The organism is Paenibacillus peoriae (genome assembly GCF_022531965.1).
GTDB lineage: Bacteria > Bacillota > Bacilli > Paenibacillales > Paenibacillaceae > Paenibacillus > Paenibacillus polymyxa_D.
In genome coordinates this window covers 4,842,111-4,864,155 of the sequence record NZ_CP092831.1, presented here as the reverse complement: position 1 = coordinate 4,864,155, position 22,045 = coordinate 4,842,111, and the positions used below count along the sequence as shown (strand labels likewise).

The window sequence follows — 22,045 nt, the reverse complement described above, 5'->3', positions numbered from 1 at the left end:
TTAAAAAGGGCTAGATGTCATTGACTTTTGACCCTGATCCTGAATATAATGACCTTAATAAATAATATATGAACAGTTGCTCATATATAGTTAATTGGAGGCCAATGATTATGGATGCTCTAAAAAGAACGGAACGGCATGAATGGATTTTGGAAGGTTTGGATTGCGCCAACTGTGCGCTCAAGATTGAAAATGGAGTCAGTAAAATAGAAGGGGTCATGGATTGCTCGGTCAATTTTGTTACGAAAACGTTGACGATGACCACAAGTTCGGATCAAAAAGAAGAGGTTTTTCGCCAGACGGAACGGAAGGTTCATAGACTTGAGCCACATGTTCGGATGGTGGTAAAAAGTGCCCGTGGCCACCTACATGAAGACAGTCGAAGCCATGCTGGTGCAGTACAATCAGATAGCGTAGAGGATTGTGCATGCGGTCATGAGCATAATGATGAAGGTGAAGGACATACACAAGAGCATCACAACCACCATGCAGAGCACAAACATGGTGAATCCACCCATGCTCATTCACATTCGCATGGAGATGATAGCCACGCTGGGCATACGCATGATCACGGTACGGACGGTATGCGCCGCATGATTGCGCGTTTGGCTATTGGTGCGGTCGTTGCGGCTGTTGCCTGGTGGTTACCTGTTGAAGGTGTAGGCAAGCTGGCCTTATTTTTACTGGCATATATCATCGTTGGCGGTGATGTTGTCTTGCAGGCTGCACGCAGTTTGGTACGTGGAATGGCCTTTGACGAATACTTCCTGATGACGCTGGCTACTGTTGGTGCATTTGCGATTGGGGAATACCCGGAAGGCGTAGCTGTCATGTTCTTTTATCAAATCGGAGAGCTGTTTCAAGGCATCGCAGTTAACCGTTCACGTAAGTCCATCAGTGATCTGATGGATATTAGACCGGACTATGCGAACCTGAAGACGGCTGAGTCCGTACGGAGAGTGTCTCCAGAAGACGTTCGCATTGGGGATTTGATTGTGATTAAGCCAGGCGAGAAGATCCCGCTGGACGGTAAAGTTGTAGATGGTAAATCGCATGTGGATACCTCTGCGTTGACTGGTGAATCGGTGCCTCGTACTGTGGAGCCGGGAAGTAGCGTGTTGAGTGGATTTATCAATACGAACGGGCTTCTAACGGTAGAGGTTAGCAAAGAGTTTAGTGAATCCGCGGTCTCTAAAATTTTGGAATTAGTGCAAAATGCGAGTGCCAAAAAAGCGCCGACTGAAAAGTTTATCACGAAATTTTCCAGATACTATACTCCCGTAGTGGTTATTGTAGCGCTGTTGTTGGCGGTTGTTCCACCGCTTGTTGTGCCAGGTGCACAATTTGCAGATTGGGTGTACCGTGCGCTTGTTTTCCTCGTTATTTCTTGTCCATGTGCGCTGGTAGTATCTATTCCATTGGGCTTCTTTGGGGGAATCGGGGCAGCCTCCCGTTCAGGTATTCTGATCAAGGGCGGGAATTATCTTGAAGCTCTGAATCATGTGAAATACGCTGTTTTTGATAAAACAGGCACACTCACCAAAGGTGTTTTCCGTGTAACAGGGATTTATCCTGCCGGGGATTTTACAAACGAAACCCTGCTCGAAACCGCCGCTTTGGCGGAGCTGCATTCGACACATCCTATTGCTGCATCTTTGCGTGAATCCTACGGTAAAGAACTCAGAGCAGAACGGGTTCAGCAGTATAGTGAAATATCCAGTCACGGGATTCAGGCACAAATAGATGGTCGTCTGGTATCAGCCGGGAACGCCAGGCTGATGGAGCGGGAACATGTTGCTTTTAACGTGGCGCAGCAAGCAGGGACGCTGGATGAAGGAACGGTCGTACATGTGGCGGTAGACGGAACGTATGCCGGGTGCATTCTGATTTCAGATGAGGTTAAGGAAGACGCAGCCCAAACGGTTACTTCACTGAAAAAGTTGGGTGTGGTGAAAACCATCATGCTGACGGGTGACAATCGGACAGTTGCCGAGGCTGTAGGACGACAGCTGGGTTTGGATGAAGTAAGGGCAGAGCTGTTACCTCAGCACAAAGCCGAAGCCATCGAGCAGTTGTCTGCAAGTAAAAAAACGAGCGACAAAATTTTGTTCGTGGGCGATGGAATTAATGATACACCCGTACTGGCGCTGGCCGATGTCGGTGTAGCGATGGGTGGCTTGGGTTCGGACGCTGCGATTGAGGCGGCAGATATCGTAATCATGAACGACGAGCCTTCAAGGCTGGTTACGGCCATCCATATCGCCAAGCGCACACGTCGTATCGTATGGCAAAACATCATTTTTGCACTAGGTGTCAAAGCTGTGTTTCTTACGCTGGGAGCATTCGGTATTGCTACGATGTGGGAGGCTGTATTTTCCGATGTAGGTGTAACATTGCTAGCCGTATTGAATGTGATGCGTGTATTGAAGGTTCGTTCTTACGAGTAAAAAATAAACACCCCCGGGTTAACATCGGATGTAGGCATCCTGTGAAAACCGGGGGTGTTTATTTTATAGGTTCCTTTTTCGAGTGGTCTTGTACCAGCAGTATAGAGATTACTTGTGGGTTGTAGGGGAGCTGTGCCCAGATGTATAAATGCGTGGCGTGCCTAATACGTTAAGGTAGGGGCTTTACAAGTAAGGCCCATGTAAGATTCGGTTGCTCCATTATGAGTAAGCGTTTTCCTTATTTGGAGGGGTACTCAAATTCGTGTGTGCCAACTTGCTGACGGAAGAAAGGATGGATTAATAGCATGGAGGCTAAACTGATGCATGTATTCGCAGAGCTGTTGGGCGGCAAAAACAGCCGGGATCTCAAAGATCCAGAGTCGGTTATGGAGACTGCTGCACAGAGGTTGGCTATGGAGACGCTAAGGGCAGGCAGCCATGAAGTATCTGCTACGCAGGGGGAAGATCCGTTGGGCTGGCTGGTTGGTTTAGCTGAGCAGGGCGTAATCAGCCGAGCGGAGGCTTTGATGGCTGCGAATCCCGAATTACTTGGGGAAACGATGCTGAATAGCGGCAACGATATTGGGCAAGCAATGGGTACACTCCTAAAATGGAGCGATGAATACAGACGTACCTTCATACGGATTTATGCCGATGCTCCTACAAGTATGAGTCGTATAAGTACAGAGACAGCATCAGAAATAGGCAGTTTCGACGGTTATAGTCTTCTGCATGGCCCCTTGTCACAGGCCTCTGGCCGCGTTGGGGAATTATGCTATGCCTATCTGGACGTAGCTGAGTCTGGACAGACGATTCATGCCCCTGACGGGGAGCCCGACCCCATCCTTATTCCCGGCTCTCGTGCATCTGACACGTACAAAACCTTTAACCAGGCATCTGGCCTGCCTGGATTGTGTGAGCATTTGTCCCGCCGGATTATCAGCTTGCTGGAAACAGAGTATGAAGGCTTATTCGAGTCTCTGAACGGATCGCCACTCACTGTTGCCCTAATGGAGCAGAACAATGCAGTGGGTATTGGCAGCTTGCAAGATATGCAGCTGGAGGCATTACTGCGTGCGGCGTTGCGGAGCGTGCGGCAGGGGGGAGAACCCAAGCTGGAGATTATGGTACGCAATCCGGCTGACGTGGACGAATTCCGGGCAACCCGAGACTGGATTGACGGCGTTGCGGAGCAGACCTTATGCGGACGTCTTCGGTGCATTCCATATCGGGTAGGCGTGCTTTTGACAGTTGCCCCGTCTTTGGTGCCTAACATAAGCCCAACATGGAACAAGGAAGCCGCACGGTCGGAGGAGTCAGCCAACCCCAATAACATATCCAAAGTGGGTGCACGACATATCAAGCAGGTGGCTCAAGCTGCAGATCTGACACGTTTTGCCGATACGGTCATTTTAGAAGTCATACCAACTCCATCCGATGATATTAGGACTGAGGATCAGTTGATTCCACCCGGTGTCGATGGTCATGAGAATACTAGTGATACGATAAAATGCATAATGGAAGCTGTTCGACGTGTAAAGCCCGAGCTTCCTTTATGGGTAGCAATAGATGAAATTAACCAGTCTCTGGATGGGATTTCGATCTGGGAGAATGAGCTGACGGGGGTCATTTGCCCGGACACAGCAGTTCCCGCCGCACGCCTTGCAGCTGCGCGTTTGGGACTGCAACAGCCCGCAGATCGTCAGCGCACTTCTGGGGCTGCACACAACCATGCGTGGAAGTTTCCTTTAGCCTGAAGATAACCTGAATTCATGTAATAGAGGATTTTGCAAAAATCCAATAAGCGATTTTCAAAGAACAAAATATAGATCGAAATGGCCTAGTTCGTCTATATATTACACTTTGGAGCGACTGGAATCGATTTTTGCAAATCCTGAATCGGATGCTCTAAATATGGAGGATACCTGCGGTGTTTGCGCGGGTATCTTTTTTTATTTAGACCATTGCTGGTTTACAAGTGGAAAAGAAAAGGTATATAATAAAACAAAAGTTTCTCTAAACCAAAATAATTGTATAGACGCAAAAATGATTATCATTCTCATTTGCTAAACATGCTGCTTCGGGCTTCCCGAAGCAGCATGTGCTATTTTAGGGCACTTAACAATGGATATCATTCTCAATGAGATGCTAGTACAAGGAACAAAATATGGAAAGGAACGTGACATGATGCAAGCTGTTCAACGATTACAAGATACATTGTCTCCCTCTAACCGAACCCTTTCAAAAAACAGTGGCAGCGGACGACCCGGTCCGAATCGTAAGCCGCAATTTCAGCTTAAAAGTATGCTGAAAAACAAGGAGATGCAAGCTGCTCTAGGTAGTGGATTGCTGATGTTGATGGCATGGGGAGTCTCACATTGGTGGCAATGGCTATCGGTCATTCTGTATGTGGTGTCCTATGCCCTTGGGGGCTGGTCCAAAGCCAGGGAAGGAGTCGAAACACTGATCCGAGAACATGATCTGGATGTTAACCTGCTCATGATTGCTGCCTCCCTAGGAGCTGCGGCCATTGGCTATTGGAATGAAGGAGCCATGCTGATCTTTATTTTTGCACTCAGCGGTGCGCTGGAGAGCTATACCACCGAGCGTAGTAGTAAGGATATTTCTGAGCTTATGGCGTTGAAGCCGGAAACGGCTTTGCGCTTGTCTCGCGAGGGGACCGAAACGGTCGGCATTGAGCAGCTGTTGCCAGGCGACCTGCTGCTGGTGAAGCCGGGCGAACTGATTCCGGCGGACGGCCGAATCTCTAAGGGCGTTTCGGCAGTGAATCAGGCATCGATTACCGGTGAATCTATTCCGGTAAATAAGGTGGAAGGTGACGAGGTATATGCGGGCACCATTAATGGAGAAGGGGTGCTATATGTGGAGGTTAGTCAGTCCTCAGAGAACACTTTATTTTCGAAAATCATTCGTATGGTGGAAGAGGCTCAGACCGAAGTTCCTGATTCCCAGCGTTTTATTAAAACGTTCGAATCGGTGTACGCTCGAATTGTTGTTGCTGTCACGCTGATCGTCATTGCCGGTGCACCCATAGCATTAGGCTGGACGTGGGCAGCAGCGTTTTACAAGGCTATGGTGTTCCTCGTCGTGGCCTCCCCCTGTGCGCTCGTATCATCCATTATGCCAGTAATGCTATCGGCCATTTCCAACCGTGCCCGACGGGGCATCCTGTTCAAAGGTGGTGCACATGTGGAGAATATGGCATTGACTTCTGTTGTTGCTTTTGACAAAACAGGCACGTTAACGATGGGGTCACCTGTCGTCACGGATTGGATTACCGCCGCAGAATACGATGCCGATGAGTTATTGCATATGGTCGCCACAATTGAAAGCTATTCTTTGCATCCACTGGCGCGAGCGATTGTAGCCAAAGCCGAAGCTGATTTGGGACAGAGAGATCTTCTTCCAACCGAAGAAGTGCAGGCACTCACCGGATGGGGAATGGAAGGCATCATAGGTGGGGTGAAGTGGAAAATTGGGCGTACAAATGTACTGGATGAACCTGGTTCTCTGGCAGAGCCAAAGTGGATGGAGAGTCGGGCCCGGCTGGAAGCTGAGGGCAAAACCGTATCCATCATCCTCGCGAATGATCGGATTGCCGGAATGCTGGCACTACGCGACGAGCTGCGTCCGCAGGCCCAAGAGTCCGTGAAACGACTGCAAGCGCAGGGTATCCGGGTTGTCATGCTAACCGGGGACCGTCCAGAAACGGCCGCTGTGATCGCGGCGCAGGCCGGAGTTGACGCCGTGTATGCTGGCTTAATGCCGGAGGACAAAGTCAGCCATATTCGCATGCTGCGGGAGCAGTACGGGCATGTCGTCATGGTCGGCGACGGTGTGAACGACGCTCCTGCGTTGACAGCGGCAACCGTAGGACTAGGCATGGGGATGCATGGCAGCGGAGCCGCACTGGAGGTCGCAGACGTTGTGCTGATGAACGATGGAATCGAGGAGATTGCTCCGACGGTAGCACTGGCCCGCAAGGCGCAGCGGGTGGTTAAACAAAATATGATCTTTGCGGTAAGTGTCATTTTGCTGCTTGTGATCAGCAACTTTGTGCAAGATATAGCCCTGCCATTTGGGGTTATTGGGCATGAAGGTAGCACATTACTGGTTATTTTGAATGGCCTGCGCTTATTACGGTCATAGGGCTAATAATCACAAGAAGGAGCATTCATCCTCTTAAAAATTCAAGGGGTGAATGCTCCTTCTTTTGCAGCCTCGCAACGCTGTACGTCTATCTTCGGCGTGGCGTAGACCGTCGTAAGAACAAAGAAAACAATAGCCCTGCCAGCGCAATCCCTGTAGCAATGATAAAGGCATCATTAATGCCATGGATCGTCGATTCCGTAACAGCATTTCGGTACACCTGTTGTAGCGCCAACGATGAACCACTTTCTGTTGAAATACCCGCCGTTTGCGCGAGGGTTTGTCCCAACTGTGCTACCCCTTCGGTTAAAGGAACATTGGCGGTGGTAGCGACATTCGCATAATCCGCTACATGAATCGTGGTCCGGCTGCTCATTACAGTAATGAGCCAAGCGGTACCGATAGACCCGGCAATTTGCCGTACTGTATTGGACATGGCTGTACCATGGCTACCGAGATGGGGAGGCAACTGGTTTAGCCCTTCCGTCTGGACGGACATCATCAGCAGTGACATTCCGAAGCTGCGAATCGTATAGATGATCATAATATGTCCGTAGGTGGTGGCGTCGGTTAGCAGACTGAACTCCCATGTCGTGACTGCCGTAATGATCAGCCCAATGATCGCCAACGGCCTTGCGCCTATACGGTCAAATACTGCCCCTGATATGGGTGACATCACACCCATCAGCAGTGCACCCGGCAACAGCAGCAGACCGGATTGCAACGGTGTAAAGCCGCGTATATTTTGCAAATAGATTGGCAGCAGCAGCATACCGCCAAACATCGTCATGTTGACGGTAGCCCCGACTAAGGTTGATACAGTAAAAATATCATATTTAAACACACGGAACTCCAGCATCGGCTGTAGCATGTTCAGCTCGCGCACGATAAACAATACAATAAACACAATCCCGGCAGCGAGTGTGAGTATTACTGTATTGCTACCCCAGCCTTTGTCCCCAGCTGAACTAAAGCCATACAGCAGGAAGCCAAACCCAAGGGTGGAAAAGACGGTTCCCAGCAGGTCAAAGTTCGGTTTCGTTAGCTTGGATACATTTTTGAGCCAGCGTATGGCAAACAGAATATCAATGACCGCCAGCGGAATAACAAGTAAAAATAGCAGCCGCCAGCTGTAATGCTCCACAATATAGCCGGATAAAGTTGGTCCAATCGCCGGGGCAAACATCATGGCGATTCCCATAGTACCCATGGCAGCGCCCCGTTTTTCTGGAGGAAACACAGTCAGGAACACGTTCATCACCACAGGCATGATGATGCCTGCTCCGCTGGCCTGGATAACACGTCCAACCAGCATAGGCGCAAAGCCGGTACTGGCAGCACAGACGACAGACCCGGCAGTAAATAACCCCATCGCGGAGATGAACAGCGCACGTGTTCCGAAGGACTCAATCAGAAAAGCAGTGATAGGAATCAAAATCCCGTTGGTTAGCATATATCCGGTGGAAAGCCATTGAACGGTTGTGGCAGACACATTGAAATCATTCATTAAGTGTGGAATGGCCACGTTAAGCAGCGTTTGATTCAAAATCGAAATGAAGGCGCCTAGCAGCAGCACGGACAGAATACGTCCGACGGACATTTTTTGATCCATGACAGCCCCCTACTTGTGAACTCTGATAGTCGCACTCATTCCCGGGATAATACCCAGCCCCTTGTAACCTTGAATGGAAATATTGACAGGCACGACCTGCGTCACCTTGGTATAGTTGGCAGTGGTGTTGGAAGTGGGCAGTAGTGAAAAAGTCGATGCGGTCGCCAGGCCGATCTTTTCGAGTTTACCGCTCAGGGACGTATCCGGGTAAGCATCAATATATACATCTACGGTTTGTCCTACTTGAAGATCCTGTACAGCCGTTTCGTCTATATTGGCGGTAATCCATAAATTGTTTAGATCAAAAGCCTTCGCTAAAGGCGTGCCTGCCCCAACAATTGAGTTGTTGACCGCAGATTGCTGCACGATGGTACCATCGGTTGGAATCGTAACGCTAATTCGGCTTCCGCCTCCTTCTACATTACCCAGTGTGCTTCCAGCGGTGTAGGTTTTACCAACTTCAGCATTCCAGCCTGTGAGCTTGCCAGCGCCTGGAGAGGCAACGGTAACCGCTTGTCCACTCACTTGGGCATTATCGGTTTTTATGTAGTTGGCGGATTGATTGTAGTAATAGGCGGCGGCTCCACCTCCTGCCAGAATAATGATAATAACTAGCAAGTTGACTAATATGGCGCGTGAATTCATGTGTTAACATGCCTCCCTAGTTCTTGGATTTTCAAAGTATGCGTCAAACGATTCATAATATTCAGATGGATTTTGGGCAAGGTTAAGAGCGCATGCGAAAAGGATGATTTTGCTGACAAAGGATGATGCGCATAATGACGACGACCAGAATCATGATTGTATATGACAGTGAAAATGGGCATACCGAACGTCTCGCACGCTCAATTGCAGAAGGAGCACACCTTGAGCACACGGAAGTGTTGTTAAAGCATGTAAATGAGGCCGATGTGAATGAGCTAGTGAGTGTGGATGCGATCCTATGGGGTTGTCCGGGGCATTTTGGTACGATCAGCAGCGGTCTGAAAAGCTGGATTGATAAGCTGGGGTATCTGTGGGCGCAGGGCAAGCTGGTGGACAAAATCGGCGCTGTGTTTTGCACAACCGCTACCGTTCATGGTGGATTGGAATCCACACTTCTGAATTTGATTACTCCAATGCTTCATCAAGGCATGATTATTGTAGGACTGCCCGCCAATATTACGGAAAATGCATTATACGGCTCCTATTACGGCGTAGGGATAACATGTCCGGTGGAGACTGACCCCAATGGACCACCTAATCTTCCAACGGGTAATGATCTTGCACTAGGCCGCTCTTTGGGCAAACGGGTTGCTGAAATAGCGGGACGGTACCGTAGCGCTGAAAGAGAATAGGAGGCTACCGATGACCATTGCTTTTATCGTAGTAGCTGCGGTTGCCTTTATTTTTTTGCTGGTATTTAATACGAAGATGACGCGCAAGTCCTCTTCCAAGACTCGCTCTACCGAAGAGGACTCACGGCAAAGAAGCAAACGTCCTTATCCTGAACAGGTGGAACCCGAGGCGCGTGAATGGATAGATCCTGCGCAAGAGACGCCTCCTAAGGATATCGATGTCGAAGAGCATCATGCGGAGGAACAACACAAGGTGCCTGATATCCAGACGGATAAGAAGGTGGAAAAAGATCGCGAGAATATTAAAGATGCTTACGGAGATCAGGATTATCGTGCGGCTTTACGTGGTTTTGCCAAAAAGGACGAAGAAAAGGAAAGACATTCCCCAATATCCAATGGAGAGAAGGAGACTCACAAAAGTGAGGACGAGCAGTATCGTGAAGCATTGCGCTCCATGAACCAAAAAAAATGAGGTATCTCCATGTGAACACGCCAAAAAGGCTGCTTATCTGTCTGGATTACAGGCAGAAGGCGGCCTTTTTGTGTTGCTCGGCTATAGCCATTCGGTTAGCCCAATCATCGTAATTAAGCCGAGAATAAAAGAGAATGTGGCGATCCGCTGGTTGCCATCCCCGTGACTCTCGGGAATCAGTTCCTTGTAGACGATAAACATCATGGCTCCGGCGGCAAAAGCAAGGCCGTAAGGTACCAGTCCGTTCACCCAGCTACTCAAATAAAAGCCGATCAGACTCGTAATGATTTCCACAGCTCCGGTGAGGGTAGCAATGCCCAAGGCCTTGAAACGGCCGATGTTTTGATTCACAAGGAACAACGCTACGATAAAGCCTTCCGGGGCATTTTGCAGGCCGATAGAGAAGGCGATCAGATTGCCGAGATTGTGAGTCTCACTCGCATAGCTGACCCCAACAGAGAGTCCTTCCGGTAAATTGTGCAATGTAATAGCTGCGATGATGAGAAAAGATTTGGATTCCAGTTGAAAGGTCTTGGAATCTGGGTCCTCCAAATCCGCATGGGGAATGTACATCTCCATCACCAGTAATACGAGGCAGCCGAGCAGAATTCCCGCAGTCAGCACGAACCAATTGGAATGCTGGATCGCTTCGGGAATGAGGTTATACACGGAGGCAGAGGTCATAATTCCTGCGGCATAAGCCAACAGAACATCGCGAAGCCGATGCGTGATATTACGCATAAACAGTATGGGCACGGCGCCGAGTCCAGTGGACAGGGCAGAAATAAAGCTACCTACAAAAACGTCATTCATAATCGGGATAATCCCTCCATACCTGATTTATCTTTAAGCTTCGCTTCATGAAAACTTCATTTGACTGTTTACAGCTATTTCCGCATAATGAAATTAGGATTTAGAATCAGTCTAAGTCATAAAAAGCTACAAAACAAGTGATTCGTTTTTGTAATATCCGGGTGTCCACATTTTGGGATAAGCTTCTGGCGGAATTACTTTTAGAGTATATGCAGTTGCCCAGCGCCCGGTTCCGAAAACTCGTTATATAATACTTATGATATTTTAGGAGGAACCAAGATATGTACAAGTCCATTATTATAGGTACCGGCCCTGCCGGTTTGACCGCTGCAATTTATCTGGCACGCGCTAACATGAGCCCACTGGTGATCGAAGGACCACAGCCAGGCGGACAATTAACTACGACTACGGAAGTTGAAAATTTCCCAGGTTTTCCGGAAGGAATCATGGGACCCGATTTGATGGATAATATGCGTAAGCAAGCGGAGCGTTTTGGCGCTGAATTCCGCACAGGCTGGGTAAACAAAGTAGACACAACTGCTCGTCCATTTACTTTGGATGTAGAGGGTTTGGGTGAACTGGTTACCGATACGCTGATTATTTCCACAGGAGCGACTGCCAAGTACCTGGGTATTCTCGGTGAACAGGATAATATCGGACGTGGCGTAAGCACTTGCGCAACATGCGACGGCTTCTTTTTCCGTGGCAAAGAAATTGTTGTCATCGGCGGCGGAGACTCTGCATTGGAAGAAGCCAATTTCCTGACTCGTTTTGCCTCTAAAGTAACGTTGGTGCATCGTCGTGAAGAAATGCGCGCCTCCAAAATTATGCAGGATCGTGCTCGTGCGAACAACAAAATTGAATGGGCACTTAATCGTACTCCTGTAGAAGTGATTGCGGACGAGAACGGAGTCACTGGCTTGAAAGTGCTGAATAATGCAACAGGTGAAGAGGAAGTTATTACGGTTAGCGGCGTATTCGTGGCGATTGGTCATCATCCGAATACAGGCTTCCTCGAGGGGCAAATTACAACGGATGCGAACGGTTATATCGTCGTAAATCCGGGGACTTCCGAAACAAACGTGCCTGGCGTATTCGCTTGTGGTGACGTACAGGATACTCGCTACAGACAAGCAATTACCGCAGCAGGAAGTGGCTGCATGGCTGCTATGGACAGCGAGAAGTACATCGAAAGCTTGGAGCACAGCGCACTGGCTCTGTAATGATCCACGCAAGTTTGAATAAATATGATGTAACAAAATAAATGATGAGGTGATATTCATGGAAAAAGCAATCGTATACACATCTACAAACTGCCCGCATTGCCGTCAAGTAAAAAGCTACTTGAGTGAAAAAGGCGTGGAGTACGAAGAACGCAACATTGAAACCAATGAAGCTTTTGCTCAAGAGGTTTGGGATATGGGCATTCGTGCCGTTCCATTGACTTTGATCGGGGAAGAACGTATTTCCGGTATGAACAAAACCAAGTTTGAAAAAGTGTTGAACGCTTAATCCAACCTAACAGCAGACGACGGTCCTATGATCGTTATATGGTTAAGAAAAGGCTCCTATCGCAGCTACATACTGCAATGGGTGCCTTTTTACTTATAAGGACACACGTACTCGCCCGAGAAAAGGAGCGGTTGCCGCATAGGCGGCACCTAGCATCGTCGAACGGCTGCCAAGCGTGGAGAAACGAATCTGTAGTTGCCGACGGTGATAGGGCAAGGCACGTTCGTCAATCACTTCACGCATACTTTGCTCCAACCAAGGTCTGGCTTCCGCCAGTGGACCGCCAATGATAAGCATCCCGGGGTTAAGGCTGTTCACAATGCTGGTAATACCCACACCCAAATATCGTCCAATATCTTCAAGGACGCTTAATGTACTCGCTTCACCTTGCTGAGCAAACGGCAGTAATTCCGCTGTATTATGTGCAGGCAGTTTCAATGTGGATGATGCATACGCCTTCTCTGAAGCATACAGCTCCCAGCAGCCGCGACTACCACAGGAGCAGAGCCGTCCGTTCCAATCAATGGTCATATGACCCGTCTCTCCGGCGTACCCCCAAGCTCCTTGATACGGTTTGCCGTCAATGATAATCCCGGCCCCGATTCCAGACCCTGCACTGATGTAGACCAGATCCCGCACCAGCTGTCGGTGATCGCCGTTCATACCATAGTACAACTCGCCCTGCGCGCCGACGTTGGCTTCGTTATCTACTACGACGGGCAGACCTAGCTCAGCCTCAAGCTGCTGCCGCAGCGGAACCCCTTCCCAGCCCAGATTGGGTGCGAACAGCACGGTTCCGGTCTCATCCACCATACCCGGTACCCCCAGTCCAATGCCGACAATACCATGAGGGGAGGGAGGAGTGACCTGCATAAGCTCCTGAACGAGCTTTCGAATCTGTTCCATAACAAAGGCGGGATCATGCTGGGTTAGAGAAAAGGTAAGCTCCGTTTCAATGGTACCTGCCAGATCGGTCAGAGCGCCCTTGATGTACTGTACGCTGACCTCAATACCGAGTACAAAGCCTGCACGGCTATTGAACAGCAGCATTAAAGGCTTACGCCCACCGCTGGATTCTCCTAATCCTGTCTCATACACCAATCCATCGGTAATGAGCTCTGCCACCAGATTGGAAACGGTTGCCTTGTTTAATCCAGTTTGACTGGATAACTGTGCCCGGGATAGCGGAGCATGAAGGCGAATACGCTCCAGCACAATGGATTTATTCAGCTTTTTGACAAGCGCCTGATCGCCAGTGACATTCATGGTTCATTCACTTCCTGTTGGTGTAATTCCTGATATTATATCATAAAAACAAACTTAGTTTAAGCAATAGACAAAGTCTTTTGGCTGTGCTAGAATCGTTTTTGTAAACGTTTACTATAAAGGAGGAACTTATAATGGCTTATTTCGAACAGGTATCTAAAATTAACTTTGAGGGCAAGCAATCCGACAATCCTTTTGCGTTCAAATTTTATAATCCACAGGAAATTGTAGCGGGAAAAACGATGGAGGAGCATTTGCGTTTTAGTATGGCCTATTGGCATACACTGGTTGCAGGCGGCTCCGATCCTTTTGGTGTAGAAACAGCGGAACGTCCATGGTCCAAGTTTACTGGGCTGGATCTGGCGAAGGCTCGTGTGGAAGCTGCCTTTGAGCTGCTGGATAAGCTAAATTTACCTTACTTTGCTTTCCACGATGTGGATATTGCACCAGAAGGCGCGTCATTGAAGGAATTTTACAGCAATCTGGATACCATCGTGGATCTGATTGAGGAACATATGAAAGCTACGGGGAAAAAATTGCTGTGGAACACGGCGAACATGTTTAGCCATCCACGTTATTTGCATGGGGCTGCCTCGACTTGCAATGCAGATGTATACGCACACGCAGCTGCTCAGATTAAAAAAGGATTAGAAGTGGGTAAACGTCTGGGCGCAGATAACTATGTTTTCTGGGGAGGCCGTGAAGGCTACGAAACACTGCTGAACACGGATTTGAAGCTGGAGCAGGACAATTTGGGACGTATGTTCCATATGGCCGTAGACTATGCGCGTGAAATTGGCTTTGACGCTCAGTTCCTGATTGAGCCAAAACCGAAGGAGCCAACGAAGCATCAGTATGATTTTGATGCAGCGACGACGATTGCTTTCCTGCAAAAATATGATCTGGATCAACATTTCAAGCTTAATCTGGAAGCTAATCATGCCACTTTGGCGGGTCATACTTTTGATCATGAAGTGCGTGTAGCACGGATTAACGGCATGCTGGGATCACTGGATGCAAATCAGGGAGATTTGCTGCTGGGCTGGGATACGGACGAATTCCCAGTTGATCTGTATGATGCGACCCTGACGATGTATGAAGTGCTGCAAAATGAAGGCTTGGGCCGTGGTGGTATCAACTTTGATGCCAAGGTACGCAGAGCATCGTTTGAGCCAGAAGACTTGTTCCTCGCGCACATCGCAGGTATGGATACGTATGCGAAGGGGTTGAAGGTAGCTGCCAAACTGATCGAGGATCGTGTGTTTGAGGACTTTATTGAGAAGCGCTACAGCAGCTTTAAAGAAGGTATTGGAGCAGACATCGTATCCGGAAAAGCAACGCTTGCTTCTCTGGCTGAATATGCTCTGGCGAACGAAACACCACGTAAAAACGTATCCGGTCGCCAGGAATATCTGAAAGCAAGATTAAATCAATACATTTTGGCTGACTAATACCAGAATTCTATATATGTAATAAAAGCTGCACGATAACAGGGAAGGAGGTACTCCAATGCAGGAGAAGCTAAATCAGGAGCAGGAACGCTATGTCATCGGCGTAGATTTGGGTACCAGCGCGGTCAAAACGGTGCTGGTTAACCTCAAGGGTCAGGTGGCTTATGAAACATCTCAGTCTTACCCGCTCCATCAGCCGAAGGCAGGATATAGCGAACAGCATCCTGAGGACTGGGTCAGTGGCACGTTAGCATCACTGAAACAGCTTGTGGAGAAGGCCGGAATCGGCGGCACAGATGCCGTAGACGGTATTAGCTTTTCGGGACAGATGCACGGGCTTGTGCTGACTGACAAGGAAGGCCAAGTGCTTCGTCCGGCTATTCTGTGGAATGACACGCGTACGACAGCACAATGCCGTCGTATTGAAGAACAGCTCGGGTCGGACCTGCTGAATATCGCACGTAATCGCGCGCTGGAAGGCTTCACGCTGCCCAAGCTGCTGTGGGTGCAGGAGCATGAGCCAGACGTGCTGGCCCGTGCGGCACATTTTATGCTACCCAAGGATTATGTGCGCTACTGTCTGACAGGAGAGCTGGCGACGGAGTATTCGGATGCGGCGGGCACGCTGCTGCTGGATATTGCGAACAAGCAGTGGAGCGAAGAGATCGCTGCCGCGTTTGATCTACCGTTGTCGCTGTTCCCGCCGCTGGTGGAATCCTTTGATCAGACGGGTACGCTCTTGCCGGAGATTGCGAAGCAGATCGGGCTTTCGCCTGAAACGAAGGTCTTTGCAGGTGGTGCGGACAACGCATGTGGCGCGATTGGTGCCGGCATTTTGAGTGAAGGCCGCACCCTATGCAGCATCGGCACCTCAGGGGTTGTACTTTCTTATGAGGAACGCAAGGATATTGATGTGCAGGGGCGGGCGCATTTTTTTAATCATAGTGAGCAGGATGCTTATTATATTATGGGGGTTACGCTCGCGGCCGGATACAGCTTGACTTGGTTTAAGGATACCTTTGCACCAGAGCATTCTTTTGATGCACTATTGGCAGATGTGAATTCTATTGAGCCGGGCAGCCAAGGGCTGCTGTTCACGCCTTATATCGTTGGCGAACGTACACCTCATCCGGATGCAACCATTCGAGGCAGCTTTATCGGGATGGATGCGGGACATAAGCTTGCGCATTTTACACGAGCGGTACTGGAAGGAATAACGTTTTCGCTCAAGGAATCTATAGATATTCTTAGAGGGACGGGCAAAACGGTGAATGAAGTGATTTCCATCGGCGGCGGTGCGCGTAATGAGGCATGGCTGCAAATGCAGGCAGATATTTTTAACGCGGATATCATCAAGCTGGAAAGCGAGCAGGGACCTGCCTTGGGGGCGGCCATGCTGGCTGCTTATGGTAGTGGCTGGTTTGAATCTCTGCAAGCGTGTGCTGAAGCATTTCTGCATGAAGCAGCGAGATATTCGCCGAACCCGGACCGTGTGGCACAGTATGAAGGTCTATACGAGCTGTATCGTGAAGTTTACTTGCACACGCGAGAGCTAAATGAGCATTTGGCAGTGTATCGCTGAATACGGTGAGCTTTAAGCGTAAATAAGAAGCGGCTTCGGGTGTAAGAAACCCCCGAAGCCGCTTTTCATGTGATGATGAGTTGGAATTAAATACTTTTCTTGATTTTCGCATAATCTTCATGCATAGAGCTGGCTGCACAACCCGGACATGACTTGCTCGACGAACACCCCGCACAGGCGCCTTGACGGCTTTTTCGCAAAAATCGTACCAGCACCCACGCACTATAACCGAGGATCGCCAATAAAATGATGATATTGATCATGGAATTCACTTCCTTTTATTTACTATAGGGCCTGACTTTAACCCCAACCTAATAATCTGCCGCATTGATAGATCAAGACGGCAATGATATATGCAACGGCCAAAGGATAGATCACAGAAAATGCGGTCCAACGCCACGAAAGGGTTTCTTTACGAATGACCGCTACCGTAGCCAGACACGGAACATACAACAGAATGAACACCATAAAGCTAAGAGAGGCAAGCGGTGTAAAGGCATGTCTGACTTGTAGTTCAAGTCCCTGCATATCAGGAACGTGGTAAATAATATTCATCGTTGATACGACAACTTCCTTGGCCATAAAGCCTGTGAGCAGGGAAGCCCCTGCTTGCCAGGTGCCAAAACCGAGAGGGGCTAGTAATGGAGCGAACCAACCTCCAACGGTGGCAAGCAGGCTGTCATCCATTTCTACCCCGAAGCCCTGCGGACCGAAATTGGACAAGAGCCAGATGCCAACGGAACCTGCAAGAATAATGGTTCCGGCTTTACGGACGAAGCCTTTAACCTTCTCCCATGTGCTGCGGAATAGTGTAAGAGCCTGCGGCACTCGATAGGGAGGAAGTTCCACGATGAAGAGGGAGGGCTCACCCGACAAAATGGATACTTTGGAAAAAATTTTGGCAAGTATAAGTGAAACGACGATTCCTAACACATACATCAGCATGATGATGCTTGCCGCATGTGTTGGGAAAAACACACCCGCAAACAACGCATATACCGGCAGGCGGGCCGAACACGACATAAAGGGCACCAGCAACGTGGTAATGAGACGCTCTCTGGGCTGTTCAATGGTGCGTGCTGCCATAATCGCAGGGACATTGCAGCCAAATCCGATGATGAAGGGAATGAAGCTTTTCCCGTTCAAGCCCACGGCTTGCATCAGACGATCCATGAGTATCGTGACCCGTGCCATATACCCGGAGTCTTCGATCACCGAGATAATCAGAAATAAAATAGCAATTTGAGGCAGAAAAACAAGCACACCCCCGACTCCAGCCACGATGCCGTCCACGACTAGACTTTGCGTAAAGGCAGACGCGTTCAAGTGAACGAGTAATTCAGAAATCCAACTGCTGAGTGCACCTGAAAAAAATCCATCCAGCATATCTGAAAGGATCGTACCCGCCCAATCGAAGGTGAACTTGAAGGTAGCGTACATCAGCAGCAAAAAGATCGGAATCCCCAGATACCGGTGAGTTAATAGTGCATCTAGCCTATCCGTTAGGCTGTGCGGCTTGAGCTTGGAGGTGTCGAGTGCCTTGGTACACAGATCAGCAATCCATGCTGTTCGTACAGAACGAATATGCTGAGCAGGCGTGATGGCACAGCCTTCACTGAGCAGGTCTTCTTCGCAATGGCGAATACGCGCAGTTACTTGTTCACGCTGCACCTCATCTGTCATCCATTCCATGACGACAGGATTGTTTTCCAGACATTGCAGTGCGGCCCACCGGAGTTGCGGTACAGATGCATCCGGCAGTAAGTTGCAAATATCATGAATAGCCGCTTCGACGGCAGGGCCGTAATCCAGTTGAAAAGTATTGGATGCATGTCTTACTTCTCGAAGAGATGCGAGCATTTGCTTACTTCCACTACCTGTGCGCGCCACCATAGGAATGATGGGAACGTTCAATTGTTCAGCCAACAATTCCTTGTTTACGCGAAGACCCGTGGCATCAGCTACGTCAGTCATGTTTAAGCCAAGTACAAGGGGACGGCCATATTCCAGTAGTTGTACGGTCAGATAGAGATTACGCTGGAGCTGGGAGGCATCCACGATATTGATCAGGGCCGCAGGCGGCTCTTCCAGCAAATATCGGGTTGCGACACCTTCATCCAGCGAAAGAGGGAGTAAAGAGTAGGCACCTGGCAAATCCACCAATACGGCAGACTTGTCACGCAGGAGCCCTGTTTTCTTTTCCACGGTGACGCCGGACCAGTTCCCTACTTCTGCATACGTACGAGTCAGCTTGTTGAATAATGAGGTTTTTCCTGTATTGGGATTGCCAAATAGAGCGATCATGTCCATGTCGGAACGACCTCCAGTTGTTTCACTTGATTTTGACGGAGGCCGACCAGTTGGCCGTTGCATTCAATGACGATCGGGCCGCCCAATAAACTGATTTTTTTTAAGCGTATGATGGAACCTTCGTTGATGCCCATGTCTGTCAAGCGGCGGCGCAATGAGGGATGAAGAGGGTCAAGGGATTGCAAACGCACAGTCTGACCTAGTGGCGTACGAAGAAGTGAAATACATTCTGGCATGGTGTTCAGCCTTTCTGATCTAGAATGAGAATCAATATCATTTACTTCCGATGCCAGTACCATATCATGAGGATACTTAGATTGCTGTGATAAAATTCGCTGCGAACGACATGTTTGCCCCTTGCTCCCATCTGTTATATCGCCGAGTATGTGTGTCGCAACCTGTCTTTTTAACTGTCCCATTACTCGTCTGCAACCGACAAAACTAGAGCGTTTGGGGCAACTGTTTTTATGGTAAGATAGAGCTGTTTATAACTATGCTAAGAAGGGCAGGAACGCTCTGTATGAACAGAAAAATCGGGGTTAGGCTTGTAAAATGTCTGGTTGCGGGTGCAGCGCTGGCTGTGTTGCTGCCGCAGGCTGTGGAGTGGGGCAGCAATGTGTATGCGGCGTCGATCAAGCCGGCTCCATCGGTATCATCGCAGCAGCTTCAGAACAAGCTTTTACAGGCAATGGCTACGCGGAGTGAAACGCTGACCTTTACATATCAAGGGCGAGTGAACGGTCTCAAACAGCAATTACAGACGGCCATCCAACAGGCCATGGAGAGCGATCCGTATGTGAATTATACGATCAAAAGCTACGCATTCAGCTATACAGGCACAACGACCTCCGCTCAGGTTACGATTCGTTTAAGCTACCGGGAGACGAAGGAACAGACAGCTTATGTGGATAGCACAGTTAAAGCGGTGCTGGGGGATATTATTACGAAGGGAATGACGGATCATGAGAAGGTGAAGGCCATCCATGATTGGATCGTCGTTCGCCTGAAGTATGATGAAGCACAGCAAAAGTACACAGCCTACGATGGCCTGAAAACGGGAAGCACGGTCTGCCAGGGTTATTCACTGCTAGCCTATAAAATGCTGGAACGTGCAGGCATTACGAATCGGATTGTGGAAGGTAGAGCAGGGGGACAGCTGCATGCATGGAATCTTGTTTTATTAGATGGTCGATGGTATCACATGGATACGACATGGGATGATCCAACCCCAGATCGCGCGAACGAAGTAAGCACTTCATATTATCTGCTGACGGATACCGAAATGCGGCGGGATCACTCATGGGTGAAACCGTATCCTCAGGCGAATACATCGTATCGGGAAACCTTATCAGCACTGGTAGCTGCCGGAGGATCAAAGGCTGCTGTGTATCAAAAACTGTACAATACCCTCGAATATCCGCTGCAAGATGGTAAGGGTCTGGTTAAATCATCCGCCGACATCAAGGAACAGGTGCGTAAGATTGTAAATAAGGGAGGGACGACGCTTACCTTCGCCTATCAGGGAACAGAGCGAAGTCTCAAGGAGGATTTACAGTCCTTATATCAACTCGGCTTAAAATCCATTTCTTATCAGATTACGGACCTTGGAAGTACCGGCAATCTTCGGGTAACCCTGAAATGGACCTAATCATCTGCTGTAAAAAGCTACATTAACAAAGGAGTATTTTATTTATATGCACAGGCGTTCCTTTACCTATTTGCTTGGCACGCAGACCATGTCCAATGCGGCCGACATTCTTTATATTATGGCACTTGTGTCTTTGGTTTTTCATGAAACAGACTCCATCTTCTCTTCGGTGCTCGTTCCGTTGCTGCGAATGGGGGCACAGATGATCAGCGGCTTTTTAGCACCGCTCATTTTGGCCCGATTCCAGCTTCCTTTTATTTTATTCGTTTCTCAGTTCGGGCAACTGGCTTTCTTTGCTGTTCTGCTGGGCCACTTGTGGTCAGCAGGCACGGAGCCGATATGGGTGATTGTGTTTACGTTGGTGGCAGCCATGTCCTTTCTGGACGGATGGACTACGCCTGCGCGTAATGCGCTGATTCCTCGCCTTGCGTCCGGGGAAGGACTTATGCGGGCAAACAGTCTGGTATCGGTCAGCGATCAGACGGTGCAATTAGCGGGGTGGGGGCTTAGTGGTGTGCTCGTAGCCATGCTAGGTTCGGAAAAAACACTACTGGTTGCTGGCGGATTATATATGATAGCCATGATCTTCACCAGCCTGATTCGAGATCCACTAGAGGGCAAAGCTCATTATTTGCTGCAACCTGGAACAAGGGTGCGAGGTGGAGATGTCTCAGTTTTCGAAGCTCTAACTGAACCCGGGCAAGGGCATCATGACTTGCCTCCTGCACAGTTGGAAGATACACTATATGGCCCGGAATCTGAGAGCCCCACACTACCTCCCAAGCGTAAAAAGGAAATACTTCGTGAAGGCTGGAGCCTCATCGGAGCCAGTCGCAGACTGAAAGCTCTTATTTTTATGGATATGATTGACCTTCTAGGGGGTTCGGTTTGGGTAGGCGCGTTCACGCTTGCTTTCGCTCAGCAGGTCTTGCACAAAAGTGAGGCATGGTGGGGATACATCAATGCAGCGTATTTTGCAGGAGCGATTGGCGGCGGTATCGTGGTCCTCGCCTGCGTCAAGTATTTGCAGCGCAGACTGCTGCCCGCCATGTTGGCGGGGATGGCAGGTTATGGGCTGCTGACAGCTTGGTATGCACTGAACACATTACCGCCACTAACGCTGCTTATCGTGCTGTTGATGGGACTACCTGCGGAAATGTCCGTCGTATCCCGCCGTACGATGATGCAAATGAGTGTGTCTGTACATGATTTGCCTAAGGTGCTGTCCGCCCAGGCTACGCTGACAAGCCTAACGTTTTGTATTTCGCTGCTTTTAATGGGCTGGATTGCAGATCATTTGGGTATCGTTAATTTGTACTTGTTTTCAGCAGGGTTGACGCTGATTGCTGTCATATACGGTATTTTTAGTCGTCGTGCCTTATCTATGTCTTTATCAGCTGAAGTAGCTGCTTCTTCCAAATAAAC

At 49.1% G+C, this 22,045-nt stretch carries 18 protein-coding genes; 11 read left to right on the top strand and 7 right to left on the bottom strand.

Going from position 1 to position 22,045, the window contains the following annotated elements; all coding sequences use genetic code 11:
- Nucleotides 1–110: 110 nt before the first annotated feature.
- From MLD56_RS21630 to MLD56_RS21620, 3 genes are all read left to right on the top strand, one after another.
- Complete coding sequence (locus MLD56_RS21630) at nt 111–2,447, top strand: heavy metal translocating P-type ATPase (RefSeq protein WP_029519227.1); 2,337 nt, start codon at nt 111–113, stop codon at nt 2,445–2,447.
- A gap of 305 nt (nt 2,448–2,752) precedes the next feature.
- The gene (locus MLD56_RS21625) at nt 2,753–4,204 is read left to right on the top strand and encodes an aldolase/citrate lyase/malate synthase family protein (protein WP_029519225.1); all 1,452 of its coding nucleotides are present in this window, start codon (nt 2,753–2,755) and stop codon (nt 4,202–4,204) included.
- A 430-nt stretch (nt 4,205–4,634) separates the two neighbouring features.
- The gene (locus MLD56_RS21620) at nt 4,635–6,617 is read left to right on the top strand and encodes a heavy metal translocating P-type ATPase (RefSeq protein WP_049817084.1); all 1,983 of its coding nucleotides are present in this window, start codon (nt 4,635–4,637) and stop codon (nt 6,615–6,617) included.
- 88 nt (nt 6,618–6,705) lie between these two features.
- Here MLD56_RS21620 and MLD56_RS21615 read toward each other — a convergent pair whose 3' ends face one another.
- Nucleotides 6,706–8,229: a DHA2 family efflux MFS transporter permease subunit gene (locus MLD56_RS21615; RefSeq protein ID WP_029519221.1), complete on the bottom strand. Its 1,524-nt coding sequence runs from the start codon at nt 8,227–8,229 to the stop codon at nt 6,706–6,708.
- Nucleotides 8,230–8,238: 9 nt separating this feature from the next.
- Nucleotides 8,239–8,874: an HlyD family secretion protein gene (locus MLD56_RS21610; protein ID WP_025724158.1), complete on the bottom strand. Its 636-nt coding sequence runs from the start codon at nt 8,872–8,874 to the stop codon at nt 8,239–8,241.
- Nucleotides 8,875–9,008: 134 nt separating this feature from the next.
- Here MLD56_RS21610 and MLD56_RS21605 point away from each other — a divergent pair, with 134 nt between their 5' ends.
- Entirely contained in the window at nt 9,009–9,566 is a 558-nt protein-coding gene (locus tag MLD56_RS21605) for an NAD(P)H-dependent oxidoreductase (protein WP_029519219.1), read from the top strand.
- Between the two features lie 10 nt (nt 9,567–9,576).
- Nucleotides 9,577–10,038: a hypothetical protein gene (locus MLD56_RS21600; RefSeq protein ID WP_029519218.1), complete on the top strand. Its 462-nt coding sequence runs from the start codon at nt 9,577–9,579 to the stop codon at nt 10,036–10,038.
- Between the two features lie 81 nt (nt 10,039–10,119).
- Here MLD56_RS21600 and MLD56_RS21595 read toward each other — a convergent pair whose 3' ends face one another.
- A complete protein-coding gene (locus tag MLD56_RS21595; RefSeq protein ID WP_013311970.1) occupies nt 10,120–10,851 on the bottom strand; it encodes a ZIP family metal transporter in 732 nt (243 codons plus the stop codon).
- A gap of 281 nt (nt 10,852–11,132) precedes the next feature.
- Here MLD56_RS21595 and trxB point away from each other — a divergent pair, with 281 nt between their 5' ends.
- Both trxB and MLD56_RS21585 read left to right on the top strand, forming a co-directional pair.
- Nucleotides 11,133–12,074, top strand: coding sequence for a thioredoxin-disulfide reductase (gene trxB / locus MLD56_RS21590; RefSeq protein WP_029519217.1), 942 nt, complete (start codon nt 11,133–11,135; stop codon nt 12,072–12,074).
- A 58-nt stretch (nt 12,075–12,132) separates the two neighbouring features.
- Nucleotides 12,133–12,363, top strand: coding sequence for a glutaredoxin family protein (locus tag MLD56_RS21585; protein ID WP_007432162.1), 231 nt, complete (start codon nt 12,133–12,135; stop codon nt 12,361–12,363).
- Between the two features lie 93 nt (nt 12,364–12,456).
- Here the strand turns inward: MLD56_RS21585 and MLD56_RS21580 are convergent, their stop codons facing one another.
- Nucleotides 12,457–13,629 (bottom strand): ROK family transcriptional regulator, encoded by a 1,173-nt coding sequence (locus tag MLD56_RS21580; protein WP_029519216.1) that lies wholly within the window; start codon nt 13,627–13,629, stop codon nt 12,457–12,459.
- Nucleotides 13,630–13,763: 134 nt separating this feature from the next.
- On the opposite strand from MLD56_RS21580, the gene xylA reads away from it, so the two are divergent.
- On the top strand, nt 13,764–15,080 hold the full coding sequence (gene xylA / locus MLD56_RS21575) for a xylose isomerase (protein WP_029519214.1): 1,317 nt from the start codon (nt 13,764–13,766) through the stop codon (nt 15,078–15,080).
- Between the two features lie 58 nt (nt 15,081–15,138).
- Nucleotides 15,139–16,662, top strand: coding sequence for a xylulokinase (gene xylB, locus MLD56_RS21570; protein ID WP_029519213.1), 1,524 nt, complete (start codon nt 15,139–15,141; stop codon nt 16,660–16,662).
- An 86-nt stretch (nt 16,663–16,748) separates the two neighbouring features.
- Here the strand turns inward: xylB and MLD56_RS21565 are convergent, their stop codons facing one another.
- From MLD56_RS21565 to MLD56_RS21555, 3 genes are read right to left on the bottom strand one after another with little or no spacing between them, the layout of a single operon-like run.
- Nucleotides 16,749–16,925, bottom strand: a complete 177-nt coding sequence (locus tag MLD56_RS21565; protein WP_080658679.1) for a FeoB-associated Cys-rich membrane protein — start codon at nt 16,923–16,925, stop codon at nt 16,749–16,751.
- A 37-nt stretch (nt 16,926–16,962) separates the two neighbouring features.
- Nucleotides 16,963–18,972 carry a ferrous iron transport protein B gene (feoB, locus tag MLD56_RS21560; RefSeq protein ID WP_029519211.1) on the bottom strand — a complete coding sequence of 670 codons (2,010 nt, stop codon included), beginning with the start codon at nt 18,970–18,972 and terminating at the stop codon, nt 16,963–16,965.
- Nucleotides 18,963–19,391 (bottom strand): FeoA family protein, encoded by a 429-nt coding sequence (locus tag MLD56_RS21555; RefSeq protein WP_239645267.1) that lies wholly within the window; start codon nt 19,389–19,391, stop codon nt 18,963–18,965. Before MLD56_RS21555 ends, feoB begins: the two co-directional genes overlap by 10 nt.
- 101 nt (nt 19,392–19,492) lie before the next feature.
- Here MLD56_RS21555 and MLD56_RS21550 point away from each other — a divergent pair, with 101 nt between their 5' ends.
- On the top strand, nt 19,493–20,620 hold the full coding sequence (locus tag MLD56_RS21550; protein ID WP_029519208.1) for a transglutaminase domain-containing protein: 1,128 nt from the start codon (nt 19,493–19,495) through the stop codon (nt 20,618–20,620).
- 46 nt (nt 20,621–20,666) lie between these two features.
- On the top strand, nt 20,667–22,043 hold the full coding sequence (locus tag MLD56_RS21545) for an MFS transporter (protein WP_029519207.1): 1,377 nt from the start codon (nt 20,667–20,669) through the stop codon (nt 22,041–22,043).
- Nucleotides 22,044–22,045 lie beyond the last annotated feature (2 nt).